Raw genomic sequence first — 16126 nt, 5'->3', positions numbered from 1 at the left:
ATGACAGGGGGCTGCGAAGCGGGTTAGCTGGCGGCCATGAACATCACATTGTCGCTCGCCTGCATCCTGCCCGCCCTGCTGGTTGCCCAGCCCGCCGCCGCCCAGCCGTCCACGGCGCAAGGCGACAGCGCGCGCTGGCAGGCGCAGGCGGCGCGGGTCACCATTCAGCGCGATGACTGGGGCATTGCCCATGTCCATGGCCGCAGCGATGCCGACGCCGTATTCGGCATGATCTATGCTCAGGCCGAAGATGACTTCAACCGGATCGAAACCAATTATCTGACCGCGCTCGGCCGCATGGCGGAGGCGGAGGGCGAGGACGCGATCTGGCAGGATCTGCGCGCGCGCCTCTACATGGACCCGCAAAAGCTGCGCGCCGACTATGCGGCCAGCCCCGCCTGGTTGCGCGCTTTGATGGACGCCTGGGCCGATGGGCTGAACTATTATCTCGCCACTCATGGCCAGGTAAAGCCGCGCGTCATCACTCGCTTTGAGCCCTGGATGGCGCTCAGTTTCACCGAAGGCAGCATTGGCGGCGATATCGAACGCATCCCGCTCGATCGGCTCAAGGCCTTTTACGGCGCGCCCGGCGGGCGTCCGATCGCCATGGCCGATCCCGACCCCGAACCGCGCGGCTCCAACGGCTTCGCCATCGCGCCGGGCAAAAGCGCCAGCGGCCATGCCCTGCTGTGGATCAATCCCCACACCAGCTTCTTCTTCCGCTCCGAACTGCAAATGACCAGCGACGAAGGGCTCAATGCCTATGGCGCGGCGACCTGGGGGCAATTCTTCATCTATCAGGGGTTCAATCCCACCGCCGGATGGATGCACACCTCCAGCACCGTCGATGCCGTCGACGAATTTCTCGAAACCGTGACGCGCCGGCCGGACGGCGCGCTGACCTACCGCTATGGCGCGGAGCAGCGCCCGGTCCGCGCCTCCACCGTCACCATCGCCTATCGCACGGCAGACGGCGGCCGCGCCGACCGCGGCTTCACCGTCTATCGCACCCATCATGGCCCGATCATCGGGGATCAGGACGGCAAATGGGTCGCCTTCGCCATGATGGACAAGCCCATCCCCGCGCTGGAGCAGTCCTTTTTGCGGACGAAGGCGCGCGATTACGCCGCTTTCGTCAAGGTGGCGACGCGTCAGGCCAATTCGTCCAACAACACCATCTTCGCCGACGCCAATGGCACCATCGCCTATCTGCACCCGCAATTCGTGCCCGTGCGCGATGATCGTTTCGACTATACCCGGCCAGTGGACGGCAGCGATCCCGCCACCGACTGGAAGGGGCTGACTCCGCTCGACGCATTGCCGGCCCTGCGCAACCCGGCGGGCGGCTGGATTCAGAACACCAATAATGGTCCGTGGTCGGCGGCGGGCAGGGACAGCCAGAAGGCGGCCGACTTCCCGCGTTACATGGACATGATGGGCGAAAATCCGCGCGGCGAACATGCGGTCATGCTGCTGTCGGCGGGGCGGGACTTTACGCTCGACACGCTCCGGGCGGCGGCGTTCGACAGCTATCAGCCCGCCTTCGCGCGGTTCCTGCCGCCGCTCGTGCAGGCCTGGGACACTCTGCCCGACACGGATGCGCGCAAGCCATTGTTGGCGCAGCCGATCGCCATGCTGCGCGACTGGGATTATCGCTGGGGTTTGGCCTCGGTTTCCAACAGCCTTGCGGCGCACTGGGCGGAGGATCTGCGCCAATGGACGCTGGACCATAGCCAGGGGGCGCCGCGCACCCTCTATGATCGCATGGCCGCCGCGTCCCCTGATGTGCAACTGACCCTGCTGGCGGACGTGGTGCGGCGGCTGGATCGCGACTTCGGCACCTGGCGCACGCCCTGGGGCGATATCAACCGGCTGCAGCGACTGACCGGCGCCATCACCCAGAATTTCAGCGATGCCGCGCCCAGCATCGCCGTGCCCTTCAGCTCGGCGCGCTGGGGCTCGCTCGCCTCCTTCGGCGCGCGCGCCTATCCCGACACGCGCAAATGGTATGGCACCAGCGGCAACAGCTTCATCGCCGCCGTCGAATTTGGCGACCGCGTCCATGCCAGGGCGGTCAGCGTCGGCGGCGAAAGCGGCAATCCCGCCTCGCCCCATTTCAACGACCAGTCCGCGCTCTATGCGCAGGGCATGCTGCGCCCGGTCTATTTCCATCCCGATGAACTCGCCGGCCATGTCGAACGCCGCTACCGGCCAGGGCAATAGGCGCCTGTCATGTGGGTCCTGCTCGGCATCGCCATCATCGTCGCGGGTTTCCTGCTGCGCTTCCATCCGCTGCTGGTGATCCTGGCCTCGGCGATCGTCACCGGCATCGCGGCGGGCCTCGACCTGCTCACCATCCTCGCAGCCTTCGGCAAGGCGTTCAACGAAGCGCGCTATGTCAGCATCATCTGGATCGTGCTGCCGGTCGTCGGCCTGCTCGAAGCCTATGGTTTACAGGAACGCGCGCGCGGCCTGATCGCCAAAATGCGCGGCGCGACCGTAGGACAGTTCCTCACCGGCTATATGCTGCTGCGCCAGGGGCTGGCGGCCGTCGGGCTCACATCGGTCGCCGGCCATGCCCAGACCGTGCGCCCATTGGTCGCGCCGATCGCCGAAGCAGCGGCGGAGGCCCAGGCAGGCGCGCTCGACGACCACCGCCGGGAAGAGGTGAAAGCCTGGGCCGCGGCGACCGACAATATTGGCCTGTTCTTCGGGGAGGACATCTTCCTCGCCATCGGCTCGATCCTGCTCATCAAGGGGCTGCTGGAACAATATGGCATCAGCCTGGAGCCGCTGCATTTGTCGGTCTGGGCGATCCCGACCGCCATTGCCGCCTTCCTGATCCACGGCTTCCGCCTATGGCGTCTCGACCGCCGGCTCAGGCGCGGCGCGCCGGAGGACCCGGCATGATCACCCTGCACTGGGTCTATGCCGTCGCTGGCGCGATGTTCGCGGCCTTCGCCCTGCTCGGCCTTGGCGACCGCACCAATCCGCGCCGCTGGACCACATCGGCCTTCTGGGCCTTGCTGGCGCTCAGCATGTGGGGCGGCGACAGTCTGGGCGACCTTGGCAATGGCGTCCTGCTGCTGGGCCTCGTCGCGCTGGCGGGGCTGGGCGGCATGGGGCGGGGGCAGTCCGCGCTGCCCGACGCCCTGCGCCGCGACCGGGCCGATCGAATGGGCAATCGCCTGTTCGTCATCGCGCTCATCATCCCCGCGACCGCGCTCATCGGCACCTTCGCCTTCAAGCAGGCGCCCGACTGGGTCGATGGCAAGCAGGCGACGTTGATCGCCCTGGCGCTGGGCGTGCTGATCGCATCTGTGGTCGGCTGCCTCTGGCTGCGCGCGTCTCCGCTCGAACCGCTCCAGCAGGGGCGGCGGCTGATGGATTCGGTCGGCTGGGCCGCCATCCTGCCGCAAATGCTCGCCAGCCTGGGCGCGGTGTTCGCGCTGGCGGGCGTGGGGGATGTCGTCGGCCAGATCGTCAGCATGGCGATCCCGCAGGGCAGCCTCCTGGGCGCGGTCATCGCCTATGGCCTTGGCATGGCGCTTTTCACCATGGTGATGGGCAACGCCTTTGCCGCCTTCCCGGTGATGACCGCCGCCATCGGCCTGCCGCTGCTCATCCGCACCTATGATGGCGACCCGGCGGTCGTCTGCGCCATCGGCATGCTGGCGGGCTTCTGCGGCACGCTGATGACGCCCATGGCCGCGAACTTCAACCTCGTGCCCGCCGCCCTGCTCGACCTCAAGGACAAGCATGGCGTCATCAAGCGGCAGGTCGGCACCGCCGTCCCGCTGCTCGTCGTCAACATCCTCCTCATTTACTGGCTCGCCTTCCCATGACCCTGCTCACCCCCGATATCGCCAGCCGCTTCGCCGGCCTCACCCTGTCGCATCTCGGCCGCGAATATCCCTTCAAGATGGATCTGGTGCTGACCGGGCCGCAGGACGCCCGGCCCCCACGCGCGCATCACCCGATCTTCCACGGCAGTTTCGACTGGCACAGCTGTGTCCATGGCTGGTGGCAGGTGATGCGGCTGATGCGGCTCTATCCCGACATGGCGCAGGCGCCCGCCATCCGCGCCCGCGCCGACGCGATGCTGACGCCCGCCAACGTCGCGGGCGAACGCGCCTATCTCGCCCGCCCGATGAGCGCCGGGTTCGAACGCCCCTATGGCTGGGCCTGGGCGCTGGCGCTGCACGCGGAACTCGCGCGCCACGATGCGCCTTGGGCGGCGGCGCTGGAGCCGCTGGCGCGCGATTTCGCCGCCCGCTTCCACGCCTTCCTGCCCAAGCTCACCTATCCGCTGCGCGTCGGCACCCATTTCAACATCGCCTTCGCCCTCATCCTCGCGCGCGACTGGGCGCAGGGGCGCGACGACGCGCTCGCCGCCCTGATCGACCAGCGCGCACTGGACTGGTTCGCGCAGGACCGCGCCTGCCAGGCGTGGGAGCCGGGCGGCGACGAATTTCTCTCACCCGCCCTGTGTGAGGCCCTGTTGATGAGCCGCCTCATGGACCGGCCGGATTTCGCCGCCTGGTTCCACGCCTTCCTGCCGGACCTTGGGAGTGGTGAGCCGGCGACTCTCTTCACCCCCGCCACCGTGTCCGACCGCAGCGATGGCAAGATCGCGCATCTCGACGGCCTTAATCTCAGCCGCGCATGGTGCTGGCGCGGCATCGCTGCGGCCTTGGGCGAACATGATCCGGTCCATGCCCTGGCGCAGCAGGCGGCGCGCGTCCATCTTGACGCCAGCCTGCCCCATGTCGCGGGCGATTATATGGGCGAACATTGGCTCGCCACCTTCGCGCTGCTGGCGCTGGAATGACAGCGGGGGAGGGGGCAGACACCCTCCCCGAAACCCGCCGCGTCAGTCGCGCAGCAATTCGTTGATTCCCGTCTTGGACCGCGTCTGCGCGTCGACGCGCTTGACGATCACCGCGCAATACAGGCTGGGGCCGGGCGCCCCGTCGGGCAGCGGCTTGCCGGGCAGGCTGCCGGGCACGACCACCGAATAGGGCGGCACTTCGCCCATGAAGATTTCGCCGCTGGTACGGTCGACGATCTTGGTCGACTGTCCGATGAAGACGCCCATCGACAGCACCGATCCCTTGCCGATGCGCACACCCTCGACCACTTCGGACCGCGCGCCGATGAAACAGTCGTCCTCGATGATGACCGGATCGGCCTGCAACGGCTCCAGCACGCCGCCGATGCCGACACCGCCCGACAAATGGACATTCTTGCCGATCTGCGCGCAGCTTCCCACCGTCACCCAGGTGTCGACCATTGTGCCTTCGTCAACGAACGCGCCGATATTGACGAAGCTCGGCATCAGGATGACATTCTTGGCGATGTGCGATCCCGCGCGCGCGAAACTGCCCGGCACGGCGCGGAAACCGGCGGCGCGGAACGCCGCCTCGTCCCAGCCGGCAAATTTGCTCGGCACCTTGTCCCACCAATGGCCCGCGCCCGGGCCATTGTCGATCATGACATTGTCATTGAGGCGGAAGGACAGCAGCACTGCCTTCTTCGCCCACTGGTTGACCTGCCAGCCTTGTGCCGTCGGCTCGGCCACGCGCAATGCGCCGCTGTCGAGCAGGGCCAGCGCCTTGTCCACCGCCTGGCGCACGTCGCCCTGCGTCTGAAGGTTGATGTCGGCGCGCCCTTCCCAGGCGGCGTCGATGGTGGCGATAAGGTCTTGGCTCATGGTCATTTCCCCAGAATGTCAGCCAGAAATGGCGTCAGATGGTCGGTTTCGAAATCGATGAAGTCGGGATGATGGTCATGATTGCCCGCCTCCGACCCGTTATTGACCCAGATGGTCGCCATGCCGATCGCCTTGGCCGGGCGCAGGTTGCGCGCCATATCCTCGAAGAAGGCGGCGCGCGCCGGGTCGATATCATGGATCTTGCATAGCGCATCATAGCCCGACGGGTCGGGCTTGGGCACATATTGGCAGGCATGAATGTCGTGGATCAGCTCGAACGCGTCGGAAAGGCCCAGTTTCTCCAGCACGCGCCCGGCATAATCGGCGTCGCCGTTGGTGAAGATCAGCTTGCGCCCCGGCAGCGCCTCGATCGCGGCATTGAGCGCGGGGTCGACCTCCAGCCGCTCCATCGAAATGTCATGAACATAGTCGAGAAATTCGCGCGGCTCGATGCCATGATGATGCATCAGGCCCGACAGCGTGGTGCCATGCTCGATGAAATAGCGTTTCTGCGTCTCGCGTGCCAGCACCGGGTCGCAGCCGAGCAGCCCCTGAATATATTCGCCCATCTTGACGTCGATCAGCGCGAACAGGTCCGCCTTCGCCGGATAGAGCGTATTGTCCAGATCGAAGATCCAGCTATCGACATGGGAAAGCGCCGGCAACATGGCCGCGCCCTAGAGCGATGCGGGTTGCAGGGCAAGGTCTCTGACCTTCTCCCCTAGGCGAAGTTGGAAGAGGGGGCTTAGCGTTGGGCGCACCCCCTCTCCGGCTGCGACTAGGCGGCATAGCCGCCAAGTCTCGCGTCCCCCTCCCCCGTGGGGAGAGGGATTAGTCGCACCCCGGCACGTCGCTATCCTCATAGAAACGCTGCACCGCGTCCCATCCTTCCTGCGCGCTTTCGACCCAGGTCAAAAGGTCCAGATCCTTGTGTGAAATCACCCCTTCGTCCGCCAGCGCCTCGAAATCCACGACGCGGTTCCAGAACTCCTTGCCATAGAGCAGGATCGGAATGGGCTTCATCTTACCGGTCTGGATGAGGGTCAGCAATTCGAACATTTCGTCGAACGTGCCGAACCCGCCGGGGAACACCGCCAGCGCACGGGCGCGCAGCAGGAAATGCATCTTGCGCAGCGCGAAATAGTGGAACTGGAAACTCAGCTCCGGCGTCACGAAGCGATTGGGCGCCTGTTCGTGCGGCAGGACGATGTTCATGCCGATGGTGGTCTGGCCGACATCCTGCGCGCCGCGATTGGCCGCTTCCATGATCGACGGGCCGCCACCTGAACAGACGACGAAATGGCGGCATCCCGCCTCGTTCACCGGATATTGGGCGGCGATGCGCGCCAGCTTGCGCGCTTCCTCGTAATAATGCGCCTTCCGACCCAGATTTTCCGCCAGCCGCTTGAGTTCGGGCGTTGGCGCGGCGTCGATCCGCGCCTGCACCTGGTCGGGTTCGGGAATGCGCGCCGACCCGTAGAACACGAAGGTCGATTCGATCTTCGCCTCGTCCATCAGCAACTGGGGTTTCAGCAATTCCAGCTGGAAGCGCACGGGCCGCAGGTCTTCGCGCAGCAGGAATTCGTCATCCTGAAAGGCCAGCCGATAGGCGGCGCTCTGCGTCTGGGGGGTGCCGGTCTGCTTGGCGGCGTCGCCTGCCTCTTCGCGGGCAGGGCGGAACTTGCGTTCCTCAATCTCTTTTCTTGTCATCCATGGCCAATTAGGCGTCGGCGATGACATTGCCAAGACGCCCGGTCACAGAATCGCGTCCTGGCGCGTGGGAAAGGCCGCGCCGACGCCTCAGCGGCAAAAACCGCCCCTCCCGCCCATGTCGAAATGGAAATGGTCGTGATGCGCGGCGTTATAGTCGGGGCTGAGCACGGTGTTGAACCGCTTGCACGCGCTGGCGTGGATCAGGCTCAGAAACTGGCGCGTCTGCCGGTCGCCATGCCAGCCCTGCTGCACCGTGATCCGCCTCCCGTCCGACAGGACGAAGGCCGACACGTCGATCGCGTTGCTGTGCGCATGTTCGCTCAGCTTCGCGCTGCCGGCGATCGGGCGGCAATTATAGGTGCCGAACGTTTCGATCTTCTCGATTTCCGCGCCCAGCACCAGCCGCGCCGCCGGTTGCACGGCATAGCGCGCCCAGGCGGCGAAATTGGCGGCCAGATTGCATGTCATCGCCCCCAGGCCCGTGGCGGGCACCCCGATGTCGAGCAGCTTGACGCTGCCGATCGCGCTGCATCCGCCGCCGAAATTGCGGTCAGGCAGGGGCTGGAAATTGACCGACTGGGATTGCAGTTTCGCGAAACATTGCCGCGTCTCCAGCGCCGGTTGCGATGGCGGGCGCGTCGCGCGCGCAGGTGCGCGGACCGGCTTCGACGCACGCGCCACCTTGCCGCGCGGCACCAGGTCGCCGCCGCACCCCGCCAGTGTCATCATGCTTGCCAATAGCGCAGCCGTGGCCGCGCCGCGCAGATTGCTCATCGCCCGCTTTTCCATGAATCGGATGTTTACCAACCCAATCCTTTACGAAAGTTAACCGCCCGCTCGGCTCGTCGCATTCCGACAATCGCCTTGACTCTTTCGCTGCGATCTTTAGGGCGGCCGACGGGCCACGCGGTCCCAACGCCGCGCGCGCTCTCTGCAAGGAGAAGCATGACATGACTGATCTGACTGCCGCCGACGCCACCATTGCGCCTGCCGCAAAGCCCGCCACCACGCCGGCACGCCCCTTTTTCTCTTCCGGTCCCTGCGCCAAGCCACCCGTGTGGAGCGCCGACAAGCTGAGCACGGACTCGCTCGGCCGCTCGCACCGCGCCAAGATCGGCAAGACCCGCCTCGCTTATTGCATCGACCTGATGCGCGAGATTTTGCAGCTGCCCGACACGCACCGTATCGGCATCGTCCCCGGCTCCGATACCGGCGCCTTTGAAATGGCGATGTGGACGATGCTGGGCGCGCGCCCCGTCACCACGCTCGCCTGGGAAAGCTTCGGCGAAGGCTGGGTGACGGACGCCGCCAAGCAGCTCAAGCTCGACCCCACCATCATTCGCGCCGATTATGGCCAGCTGCCCGATCTCACTCAGGTCGATTTCAGCACCGACGTGCTCTTCACCTGGAACGGCACCACGTCGGGCGTGCGCGTGCCCGATGCCGACTGGATTCCCGCCGACCGTCAGGGCCTGACCTTTGCGGACGCGACCAGCGCGGTCTTCGCCTATGACATCGACTGGACGAAGATCGACGTCGCCACCTTCTCCTGGCAGAAGGTGCTGGGCGGGGAGGGCGGCCATGGCGTCCTGATCCTGGGCCCCCGCGCGGTCGAACGGCTCGAAACCCATACCCCGTCCTGGCCGCTGCCCAAGGTCTTCCGCCTGATGGCCAAGGGCAAGCTTGCCGAAGGCATCTTCAAGGGCGAAACGATCAACACGCCCTCCATGCTGGCGGTCGAGGACGCGATCTTCGCGCTCGAATGGGGCAAGTCGCTCGGCGGCCTCAAGGGGCTGATCGCCCGCTCCGACGCCAACGCGGCCGCTCTGGACAAGATCGTCGCGGATCGCGACTGGCTCGGCCATCTCGCCGCCGATCCCGCCTCGCGTTCGAAGACCAGCGTCTGCCTGACGGTCGAGGGCGCGGACGAAGCCTTTATCAAGGCCTTCGCCGCGCTCCTCGAAAAGGAAGGCGCGGCCTATGACATCGCCGGCTATCGCGACGCGCCGGCGGGCCTGCGCATCTGGTGCGGCGCGACGGTGGAAACCGCCGATATCGAAGCGCTCGGCCCCTGGCTCGACTGGGCCTACGCCCAGACCAAGGCCGCTTAACCCCACGCTACGTTTCTCGTCATCCCAGCGAAGGCTGGGATCTCAGGCCTCTAGCTACGACTTCGCCGCCTGAGATCCTGACTTTCGTCAGGATGACGAATTGCAAAGAAAGGCAATTCGCCATGCCCAAAGTCCTCATTTCCGACAAAATGGACCCCCGCGCCGCCGCCATCTTCCAGGAACGCGGCGTCGACGTCGACGTCATCACCGGCAAGACGCCCGAAGAATTGAAAGCCATCATCGGCGACTATGACGGCCTCGCCATCCGTAGCTCGACCAAGGTGACGAAGGACATTCTCGACGCCGCGACGAACCTCAAGGTCATCGGCCGCGCCGGCATCGGCGTCGACAATGTCGACATTCCCTATGCCTCGGCCAAGGGCGTGATCGTCATGAATACGCCGTTCGGCAATTCCATCACCACCGCCGAACACGCCATCGCCCTCATGTTCGCGCTCGCCCGCCAGCTGCCCGAAGCCAATGCGCAGACGCAACAAGGCCTGTGGCCCAAAAACGGTTTCATGGGCGTCGAAGTCACCGGCAAGACGTTGGGCCTCATCGGCGCGGGCAATATCGGCTCGATCGTGGCGAGCCGTGCGCTCGGCCTCAAGATGAAGGTCGTCGCCTTCGATCCCTTCCTGACGCCGGAGCGCGCCGTCGAAATGGGCGTGGAAAAGGCCGATCTCGACACGCTGCTGGCAAAGGCCGACTTCATCACGCTGCACACGCCGCTTACCGATCAGACCCGCAACATCCTCAGCCGCGAGAACCTTGCCAAGACCAAGAAGGGCGTGCGCATCATCAACTGCGCGCGCGGCGGCCTGATCGATGAGGCCGCGCTCAAGGATGCGCTCGATTCGGGCCAGGTCGCGGGCGCCGCGCTCGACGTGTTCCAGACCGAGCCGGCCAAGGAATCGCCCCTGTTCGGCACGCCCAATTTCATCTGCACCCCGCATCTGGGCGCGTCGACCGACGAGGCGCAGGTCAATGTCGCGCTCCAGGTCGCCGAACAGCTCAGCGACTATCTGCTCGACGGCGGCATCACCAATGCGCTGAACGTCCCGAGCCTCAGCGCCGAAGAAGCGCCCAAATTGAAGCCCTATATGGCGCTAGCCGAAAAGCTGGGCAGCCTGATTGGCCAGCTGGAAGGCGACGCGATCACCGGCGTGGCGGTTGAGGTCGAGGGTCAGGCCGCGCAGCTCAATCCCAAGCCGATCACCGCCGCCGTCCTCGCCGGCCTCATGCGCGTCTATTCCGACACGGTGAACATGGTGAACGCGCCCTTCCTGGCCAAGGAACGCGGCCTTGACGTGCGCGAAGTCCGCCATGACCGCGAAGGCGACTATCAGACGCTGGTCCGCGTCACCGTCACCACCGCCAATGGCGATCGCTCGGTCGCCGGCACGCTGTTCGGCCATGCGCAGCCGCGCCTTGTCGAACTGTTCGGCATCAAGGTGGAGGCCGATCTTGGCGGCACGATGCTCTACATCGTCAATCAGGATGCGCCCGGCTTCATCGGCCGTTTGGGCTCGACGCTCGGCGAAGCGAACGTCAATATCGGCACCTTCCACCTTGGCCGCCGCGACCAGGGCGGCGAAGCGGTGCTGCTGCTCTCGGTTGACGGCACCGTCACCGAACCGCTGCGCTGGGAAATCTGTAACCTCACCGGCGTCAACCAGGTCAAGCTGCTCCGCTTCGCGTAAGGTTTCCCTATCCGTTCGTCCTGAGTAGCCATTGAGCGAAGTCGAAATGGCGTATCGAAGGAGATGCACAAGGCCATCCTTCGATACGGGTCTTCGACGTCGCTCAGCCCTACTCAGGACGAACGAAGTGGAATAAGCGGCAATTTCCGCTAAAGGGCCGTTCATGACTACCATCCCCCCCGGCCTTCTGCCCGAAGGGCTGTCCGATCGCCTGCCGCCCCAGGCCGAAGCCTCCGCGCGGCTGGTGCGGCGCGTGCTCGATACCGTCGCGACCCATGGCTATGAACGGGTCATGCCCCCGCTCGCGGAATTTGAGGATACGCTGACGCAACGGCTCACCTCCATGCGGGCGCAGGATCTGGTGCGCGTGGTCGATCCGGTATCGCAGCGGACCCTGGCCTTCCGCCCGGACATGACCGCGCAGGTCGGCCGCATCGCCGCCACCCGCCTTGCCGCCGCGCCGCGCCCGCTGCGCCTCTCCTATGCCGGCCCCGTCATCCGGCAAAAGGCGAGCCAACTGCGCCCCGAGCGTGAAAAGATGCAGCTGGGCGCCGAACTCATCGGCAGCGACAGCGTCCCGGCCGCCGTCGAAATCGTCAACATCGCGATAGAGGCGTTGCAGGCCGCCGGCGTCACCGGCATCACCATCGACTTCACGCTCCCTGACCTTGTCGACATGCTCGCCGCCGGCCCGTTGCCGCTTGGCGGCGCCCAGGTCGAGGCGGTGCGCGCCGAACTCGACGCCAAGGATGCCGGCGCGCTCGCCGCCCACGGCCCGGCCGCCGCCGCCTATCTGCCGCTCATCGAAGCGACCGGCCCGTTCCACGCCGCGATGGAGCGGCTGGAGGCATTCAGCGCCCGTGTCGGCGGCGCGATCGACAGCCGCATCGCGGGCCTGCGCGCCATCGCCAAACCCATTGGCTGGGACATCACCCTGACGCTCGATCCCACCGAACGCCACGGCTTTGAATTCCAGACCTGGTTCGGCTTCTCGATCTTCGCCGAAGGTTTCGTCGGCGAAATCGGCCGCGGCGGCAGCTACGCCATCGCCCGCGCCGATGGCGCCGACGAACCGGCGATGGGCTTTTCGCTCTATCCCGACCCGCTGATCGACGCGGGCTTTGGCGGCGACAGCCCGAAACGCCTGTTCCTGCCCCTGGGCCACGACCCTGCCCGCGCGGCGGAACTGCGCGGCGAAGGCTGGCACACCATCGCCGCCCTCAGCGAAGGCGAAGACGGCTCCGCCCAACGCTGCTCCCACTGGCTCGATGGCGCAGGCCCGCGCGCTTATTGATCGCGGGGAATCCCGGACGGCCCGCCAAGCGGCCTCAATGAACGGCGAGGTTGAGTGGATAGGGGACTGTCGGCTTTCTGATTGTTGCGAGGCCTCGTAGGCGGCGAATGGGCCAAGCACCGCTCTGTGTTCGGCCATTCGAGCATAAAACTCAGTCTGGCTGGGCAGCTCATGTGCAAGACCAGCCCAATTGTCTGCAACCAGATTTGCGAAATCCGATGCTTTCATATGATCTACTTTTGTTGGACTTTCTGGCACTGAATAACCCATAGTTTCAATGGCTTGAATAGCTGACCAAGCGGCAAGGTTCGGGTTTTCCGCTCGACAAATCACGCTAACAAATGCACCGATGAAGCGATCGGGGAGCGTTTCTGCACCGGCTTTCACATGAAGCGGCACTATCCATACATCCAAATCCGCAAGCGGGTGTGGAGTATTCTTCTTCCGGCGAAATAGACCCATCTGACTTTCTATATGGGAACAAGCGAGCGTCCGATAGTGGTCGCTTCCTGCCATTCCTACAGTCGTCATGCCGGGCTTGACCCGGCATCCCGCTTTTCTTCGCTCAAATGAAGAAGCGGGATCCCGGCTCAAGGCCGGGATGACGGTGAATGAGGGTCGTTTCTACATAACTCCGTTCGCCCTGAGCTTGTCGAAGGGCCGTCCTGTTCCTCCGACCCATGGCCGGCCCGCCGGGCGACCGCCAGATCCATCCACCCCCCCCTCCAATGTAGGATTTTCTCTGATCTATTGGGGGGATGACGCCTGCGTCCTTCACACACGGCCCCGCCGCCGCCAGCCCGCAACGCGCCGCTTCGCCGCGCGGCGCGCCCATCGCCGGGCCGCCGACGCCGTTTCTGCCAGGTGTCGCTTCGTGGTCGCCTCATGGTCGCGTCGCGGTCGCTTCATGGGCGCATAGGCCCTGCGACACTGTGAACTTCGGCCGAAGGCGACACGCCCGCGCGACCCTCTCTCCCGACGCTCCGGCGCGGCCAGCCTTGACGCGGCGGCCCCATGCCGCTACCCCGCGCCCCGCATTCGGACGCCCGCGCGTCCCTCATCCCACCGGCATGCCGAGTCCCGTCGAAGGGCATGGCCGGTCACCGCGGCGGGCGGAAGGATTGTATCCATGGCAAATGTGACCGTGATCGGCGCCCAATGGGGTGACGAGGGCAAGGGCAAGATCGTCGACTGGCTGTCGGAGCGCGCCGATGTCGTCGCCCGCTTCCAGGGCGGGCATAATGCCGGCCACACGCTGGTCGTGGGGGACAAGGTCTACAAGCTGTCGCTGCTCCCTTCGGGCATCGTGCGCGGCACCCTGTCCGTCATCGGCAATGGCGTGGTGCTCGATCCCTGGCATTTCCGGGACGAGGTCGCCAAATTGAAGGGGCAGGGGGTGGAGATCACCCCCGACAATCTCGAGATCGCCGAAACCTGCCCGCTGATCCTGCCCTTCCACCGCGACCTCGACGGCCTGCGCGAGGATGCATCAGGCGCGGGCAAGATCGGCACCACGCGCCGCGGCATTGGCCCCGCCTATGAGGACAAGGTCGGCCGCCGCGCCATCCGCGTGTGCGACCTTGCCCATCTTGACGATCTGGGGCCGCAGATCGACCGGCTGACCGCGCATCATGACGCACTGCGCGCCGGCTTTGGCGAAGCCCCGATCGACCGCGCGGCGCTGATCGCCGACCTGACCGACATCGCCGCCTTCATCCTCCCCTTCGTCAAGCCCGTCTGGCTGACGCTCAACAAGGCCAAGAGCGAGGGCAAGCGCATCCTGTTCGAAGGGGCGCAGGGCACCTTGCTCGATATCGACCATGGCACCTATCCCTTCGTCACCTCGTCCAACACGGTGGCGGGCACGGCGGCGAGCGGCACCGGCCTTGGCCCCAGCGGCGCGGGCTTCGTGCTTGGCATCACCAAAGCCTATACCACCCGCGTCGGCTCCGGCCCTTTCCCCAGCGAACAGGATAATGATATCGGCCAGCGCCTGGGCGAGCGGGGCCATGAGTTCGGCACCGTCACCGGGCGCAAGCGCCGCTGCGGTTGGTTCGACGCCGTGCTGGTGCGCCAGTCGGTCGCGGTATCGGGCGTCACCGGCATCGCCCTTACCAAGCTCGACGTGCTCGACGGCTTTGCGGAGCTGAAGATCTGCACCGGCTATCGCATCGGCGACCGCAGCTTCGACTATCTCCCCGCCCATGCGCAGGACCAGGCGCGCGCGGAGCCGATCTACGAAAGCATCGGCGGCTGGAGCGAAACCACGGCGGGCGCGCGCAGCTGGGCCGAGCTGCCTGCGCAGGCGATCAAATATATCCGCCGGATCGAGGAGCTGATCGGCTGCCCGGTCACGCTCGTATCCACCTCTCCCGAACGCGACGACACCATCCTCGTCCGCGATCCCTTCGCGGATTGATCGCCATGGCGGGAGAACGGTTCGAGCGTCACAAACAGCCCTGGACCCAGGATGAAATCCAGAAGCTGCACACGCTGGCGAAAAAGGGGATGGCCTTGAAGGCCATCGCCAAGGCGCTGACGCGCAGCGAGGAATCGGTCAAGGCCCGCGCCAAGCAGGACGGGTTGTCGATCGCGAAACTGCGCTGATCGGCGATGACTGTAATTTTTCGTTGCAGGGCCTGGGGCCGGGAGCATCGCCGCTGATGCTGCGTTGCGGCATTTCTGTTTTCGGAGAGCCGCATGATTGTTGATCCCATCCCCAGTTTCCGCCGGATCGCATCCGAAGTCTGGAAACCGCTGACCGTGCTGTTCATCTGGGATTGCGCGGTTACAGTCACTTATTATCTGCTGCCCTTCAAAGCGCCCGAACTGCCGCTCACCATTTTCGGGTCCGCGCTGGCGCTGTTCCTCGGCTTCCGGTCGAACAGCGCCTATCAGCGCTGGTGGGAAGCGCGAACCCTGTGGGGCGCGATGATCAACGCCTCGCGCAACCTCGCCCGCGCCACCCGCAACTTCATGCCGGACCCGGACTCGGCCGCACTCAAGCGCGAAATCGTCAAGCGGCAGATCGCCTATGTGAACGCCCTGCGCTGCCAGCTGCGCCGCCAGCCCATCGGCGATGATGTCACCAAATTCCTGACGGCGGAGGACAAGGGCAAGGCGCTGGCCCGCGTCAATCCCGCCAACGGCCTGCTCGACAGCACCGGGCGGCGGATCGACATCGGCCGGCGCAATGGGTGGCTCGACACCATCCAGCAAACGCAGATGGAGGCGGTGCTGGTCGACATCGCCAATGCGCAAGGGGGGATGGAGCGGATCAAGAACACGCCGCTGCCCGTGCAATATCGTTATCTACCGACCATCTTCACCCATATCTTCTGCATCGCCCTGCCGATTGGCCTGGTGGAAACCCTGGGCTTTGCCACCCCGCTGGGGTCGACGGTCGCGGGGTTGATGTTCCTGGCCGTGCTGCGGATCGGCGACGATCTGGTCGATCCCTTCGCCAACACCGTGCACGACAATCCGCTGACGGCCATGTGCCGCACGATCGAGATCGACCTACTCCAGTCGATCGGCGATCCCGCGCCCGACCCGATCAAGCCGGTGCGCGGGGTATTGTGGTAACGCGCGG

General features: G+C 65.6%; 14 protein-coding genes. 10 read left to right on the top strand and 4 right to left on the bottom strand.

Annotated elements, in window-relative coordinates; translation table 11 throughout:
- Window positions 1–36 precede the first annotated feature (36 nt).
- Genes RLDS_RS42700 through RLDS_RS42685 form a run of 4 tightly spaced genes read left to right on the top strand, consistent with a single transcriptional unit; the run spans window position 37 to window position 4831 of the window.
- Window positions 37–2223: a penicillin acylase family protein gene (locus tag RLDS_RS42700; RefSeq protein ID WP_021226553.1), complete on the top strand. Its 2187-nt coding sequence runs from the start codon at window positions 37–39 to the stop codon at window positions 2221–2223.
- 9 nt (window positions 2224–2232) lie between these two features.
- Entirely contained in the window at window positions 2233–2910 is a 678-nt protein-coding gene (locus tag RLDS_RS42695) for a DUF969 domain-containing protein (protein WP_021226552.1), read from the top strand.
- Complete coding sequence (locus RLDS_RS42690; protein ID WP_021226551.1) at window positions 2907–3845, top strand: DUF979 domain-containing protein; 939 nt, start codon at window positions 2907–2909, stop codon at window positions 3843–3845. Before RLDS_RS42695 ends, RLDS_RS42690 begins: the two co-directional genes overlap by 4 nt.
- Window positions 3842–4831, top strand: a complete 990-nt coding sequence (locus tag RLDS_RS42685) for a DUF2891 domain-containing protein (protein WP_021226550.1) — start codon at window positions 3842–3844, stop codon at window positions 4829–4831. The genes RLDS_RS42690 and RLDS_RS42685 overlap by 4 nt, the downstream gene beginning before the upstream one ends.
- A gap of 42 nt (window positions 4832–4873) precedes the next feature.
- Here the strand turns inward: RLDS_RS42685 and dapD are convergent, their stop codons facing one another.
- From dapD to RLDS_RS42665, 4 genes are all read right to left on the bottom strand, one after another.
- Window positions 4874–5713 (bottom strand): 2,3,4,5-tetrahydropyridine-2,6-dicarboxylate N-succinyltransferase, encoded by an 840-nt coding sequence (gene dapD, locus RLDS_RS42680; RefSeq protein ID WP_031298335.1) that lies wholly within the window; start codon window positions 5711–5713, stop codon window positions 4874–4876.
- 2 nt (window positions 5714–5715) lie between these two features.
- Complete coding sequence (locus tag RLDS_RS42675) at window positions 5716–6381, bottom strand: pyrimidine 5'-nucleotidase (protein ID WP_021226548.1); 666 nt, start codon at window positions 6379–6381, stop codon at window positions 5716–5718.
- Window positions 6382–6544: 163 nt separating this feature from the next.
- Window positions 6545–7423: an LOG family protein gene (locus tag RLDS_RS42670; protein ID WP_021226547.1), complete on the bottom strand. Its 879-nt coding sequence runs from the start codon at window positions 7421–7423 to the stop codon at window positions 6545–6547.
- Between the two features lie 90 nt (window positions 7424–7513).
- A complete protein-coding gene (locus RLDS_RS42665) occupies window positions 7514–8215 on the bottom strand; it encodes an extensin-like domain-containing protein (RefSeq protein WP_021226546.1) in 702 nt (233 codons plus the stop codon).
- Window positions 8216–8376: 161 nt separating this feature from the next.
- Between RLDS_RS42665 and RLDS_RS42660 the strand changes: the two genes are divergently transcribed.
- From RLDS_RS42660 to RLDS_RS42635, 6 genes are all read left to right on the top strand, one after another.
- On the top strand, window positions 8377–9537 hold the full coding sequence (locus RLDS_RS42660) for a phosphoserine transaminase (protein ID WP_021226545.1): 1161 nt from the start codon (window positions 8377–8379) through the stop codon (window positions 9535–9537).
- 122 nt (window positions 9538–9659) lie between these two features.
- Window positions 9660–11240: a phosphoglycerate dehydrogenase gene (gene serA, locus RLDS_RS42655; protein ID WP_021226544.1), complete on the top strand. Its 1581-nt coding sequence runs from the start codon at window positions 9660–9662 to the stop codon at window positions 11238–11240.
- Between the two features lie 163 nt (window positions 11241–11403).
- Window positions 11404–12534 carry an ATP phosphoribosyltransferase regulatory subunit gene (locus RLDS_RS42650; protein ID WP_021226543.1) on the top strand — a complete coding sequence of 377 codons (1131 nt, stop codon included), beginning with the start codon at window positions 11404–11406 and terminating at the stop codon, window positions 12532–12534.
- 1129 nt (window positions 12535–13663) lie between these two features.
- Window positions 13664–14953, top strand: a complete 1290-nt coding sequence (locus tag RLDS_RS42645; protein WP_021226542.1) for an adenylosuccinate synthase — start codon at window positions 13664–13666, stop codon at window positions 14951–14953.
- Between the two features lie 5 nt (window positions 14954–14958).
- On the top strand, window positions 14959–15141 hold the full coding sequence (locus RLDS_RS42640) for a hypothetical protein (protein ID WP_021226541.1): 183 nt from the start codon (window positions 14959–14961) through the stop codon (window positions 15139–15141).
- Between the two features lie 93 nt (window positions 15142–15234).
- Window positions 15235–16119: a bestrophin family protein gene (locus RLDS_RS42635; RefSeq protein WP_021226540.1), complete on the top strand. Its 885-nt coding sequence runs from the start codon at window positions 15235–15237 to the stop codon at window positions 16117–16119.
- Window positions 16120–16126: the final 7 nt, after the last annotated feature.

The organism is Sphingobium lactosutens DS20, assembly GCF_000445105.1.
GTDB lineage: Bacteria > Pseudomonadota > Alphaproteobacteria > Sphingomonadales > Sphingomonadaceae > Sphingobium > Sphingobium lactosutens.
Note: the sequence above shows the minus strand (reverse complement) of the source record. Positions and strands in the feature narration are given on the sequence as shown.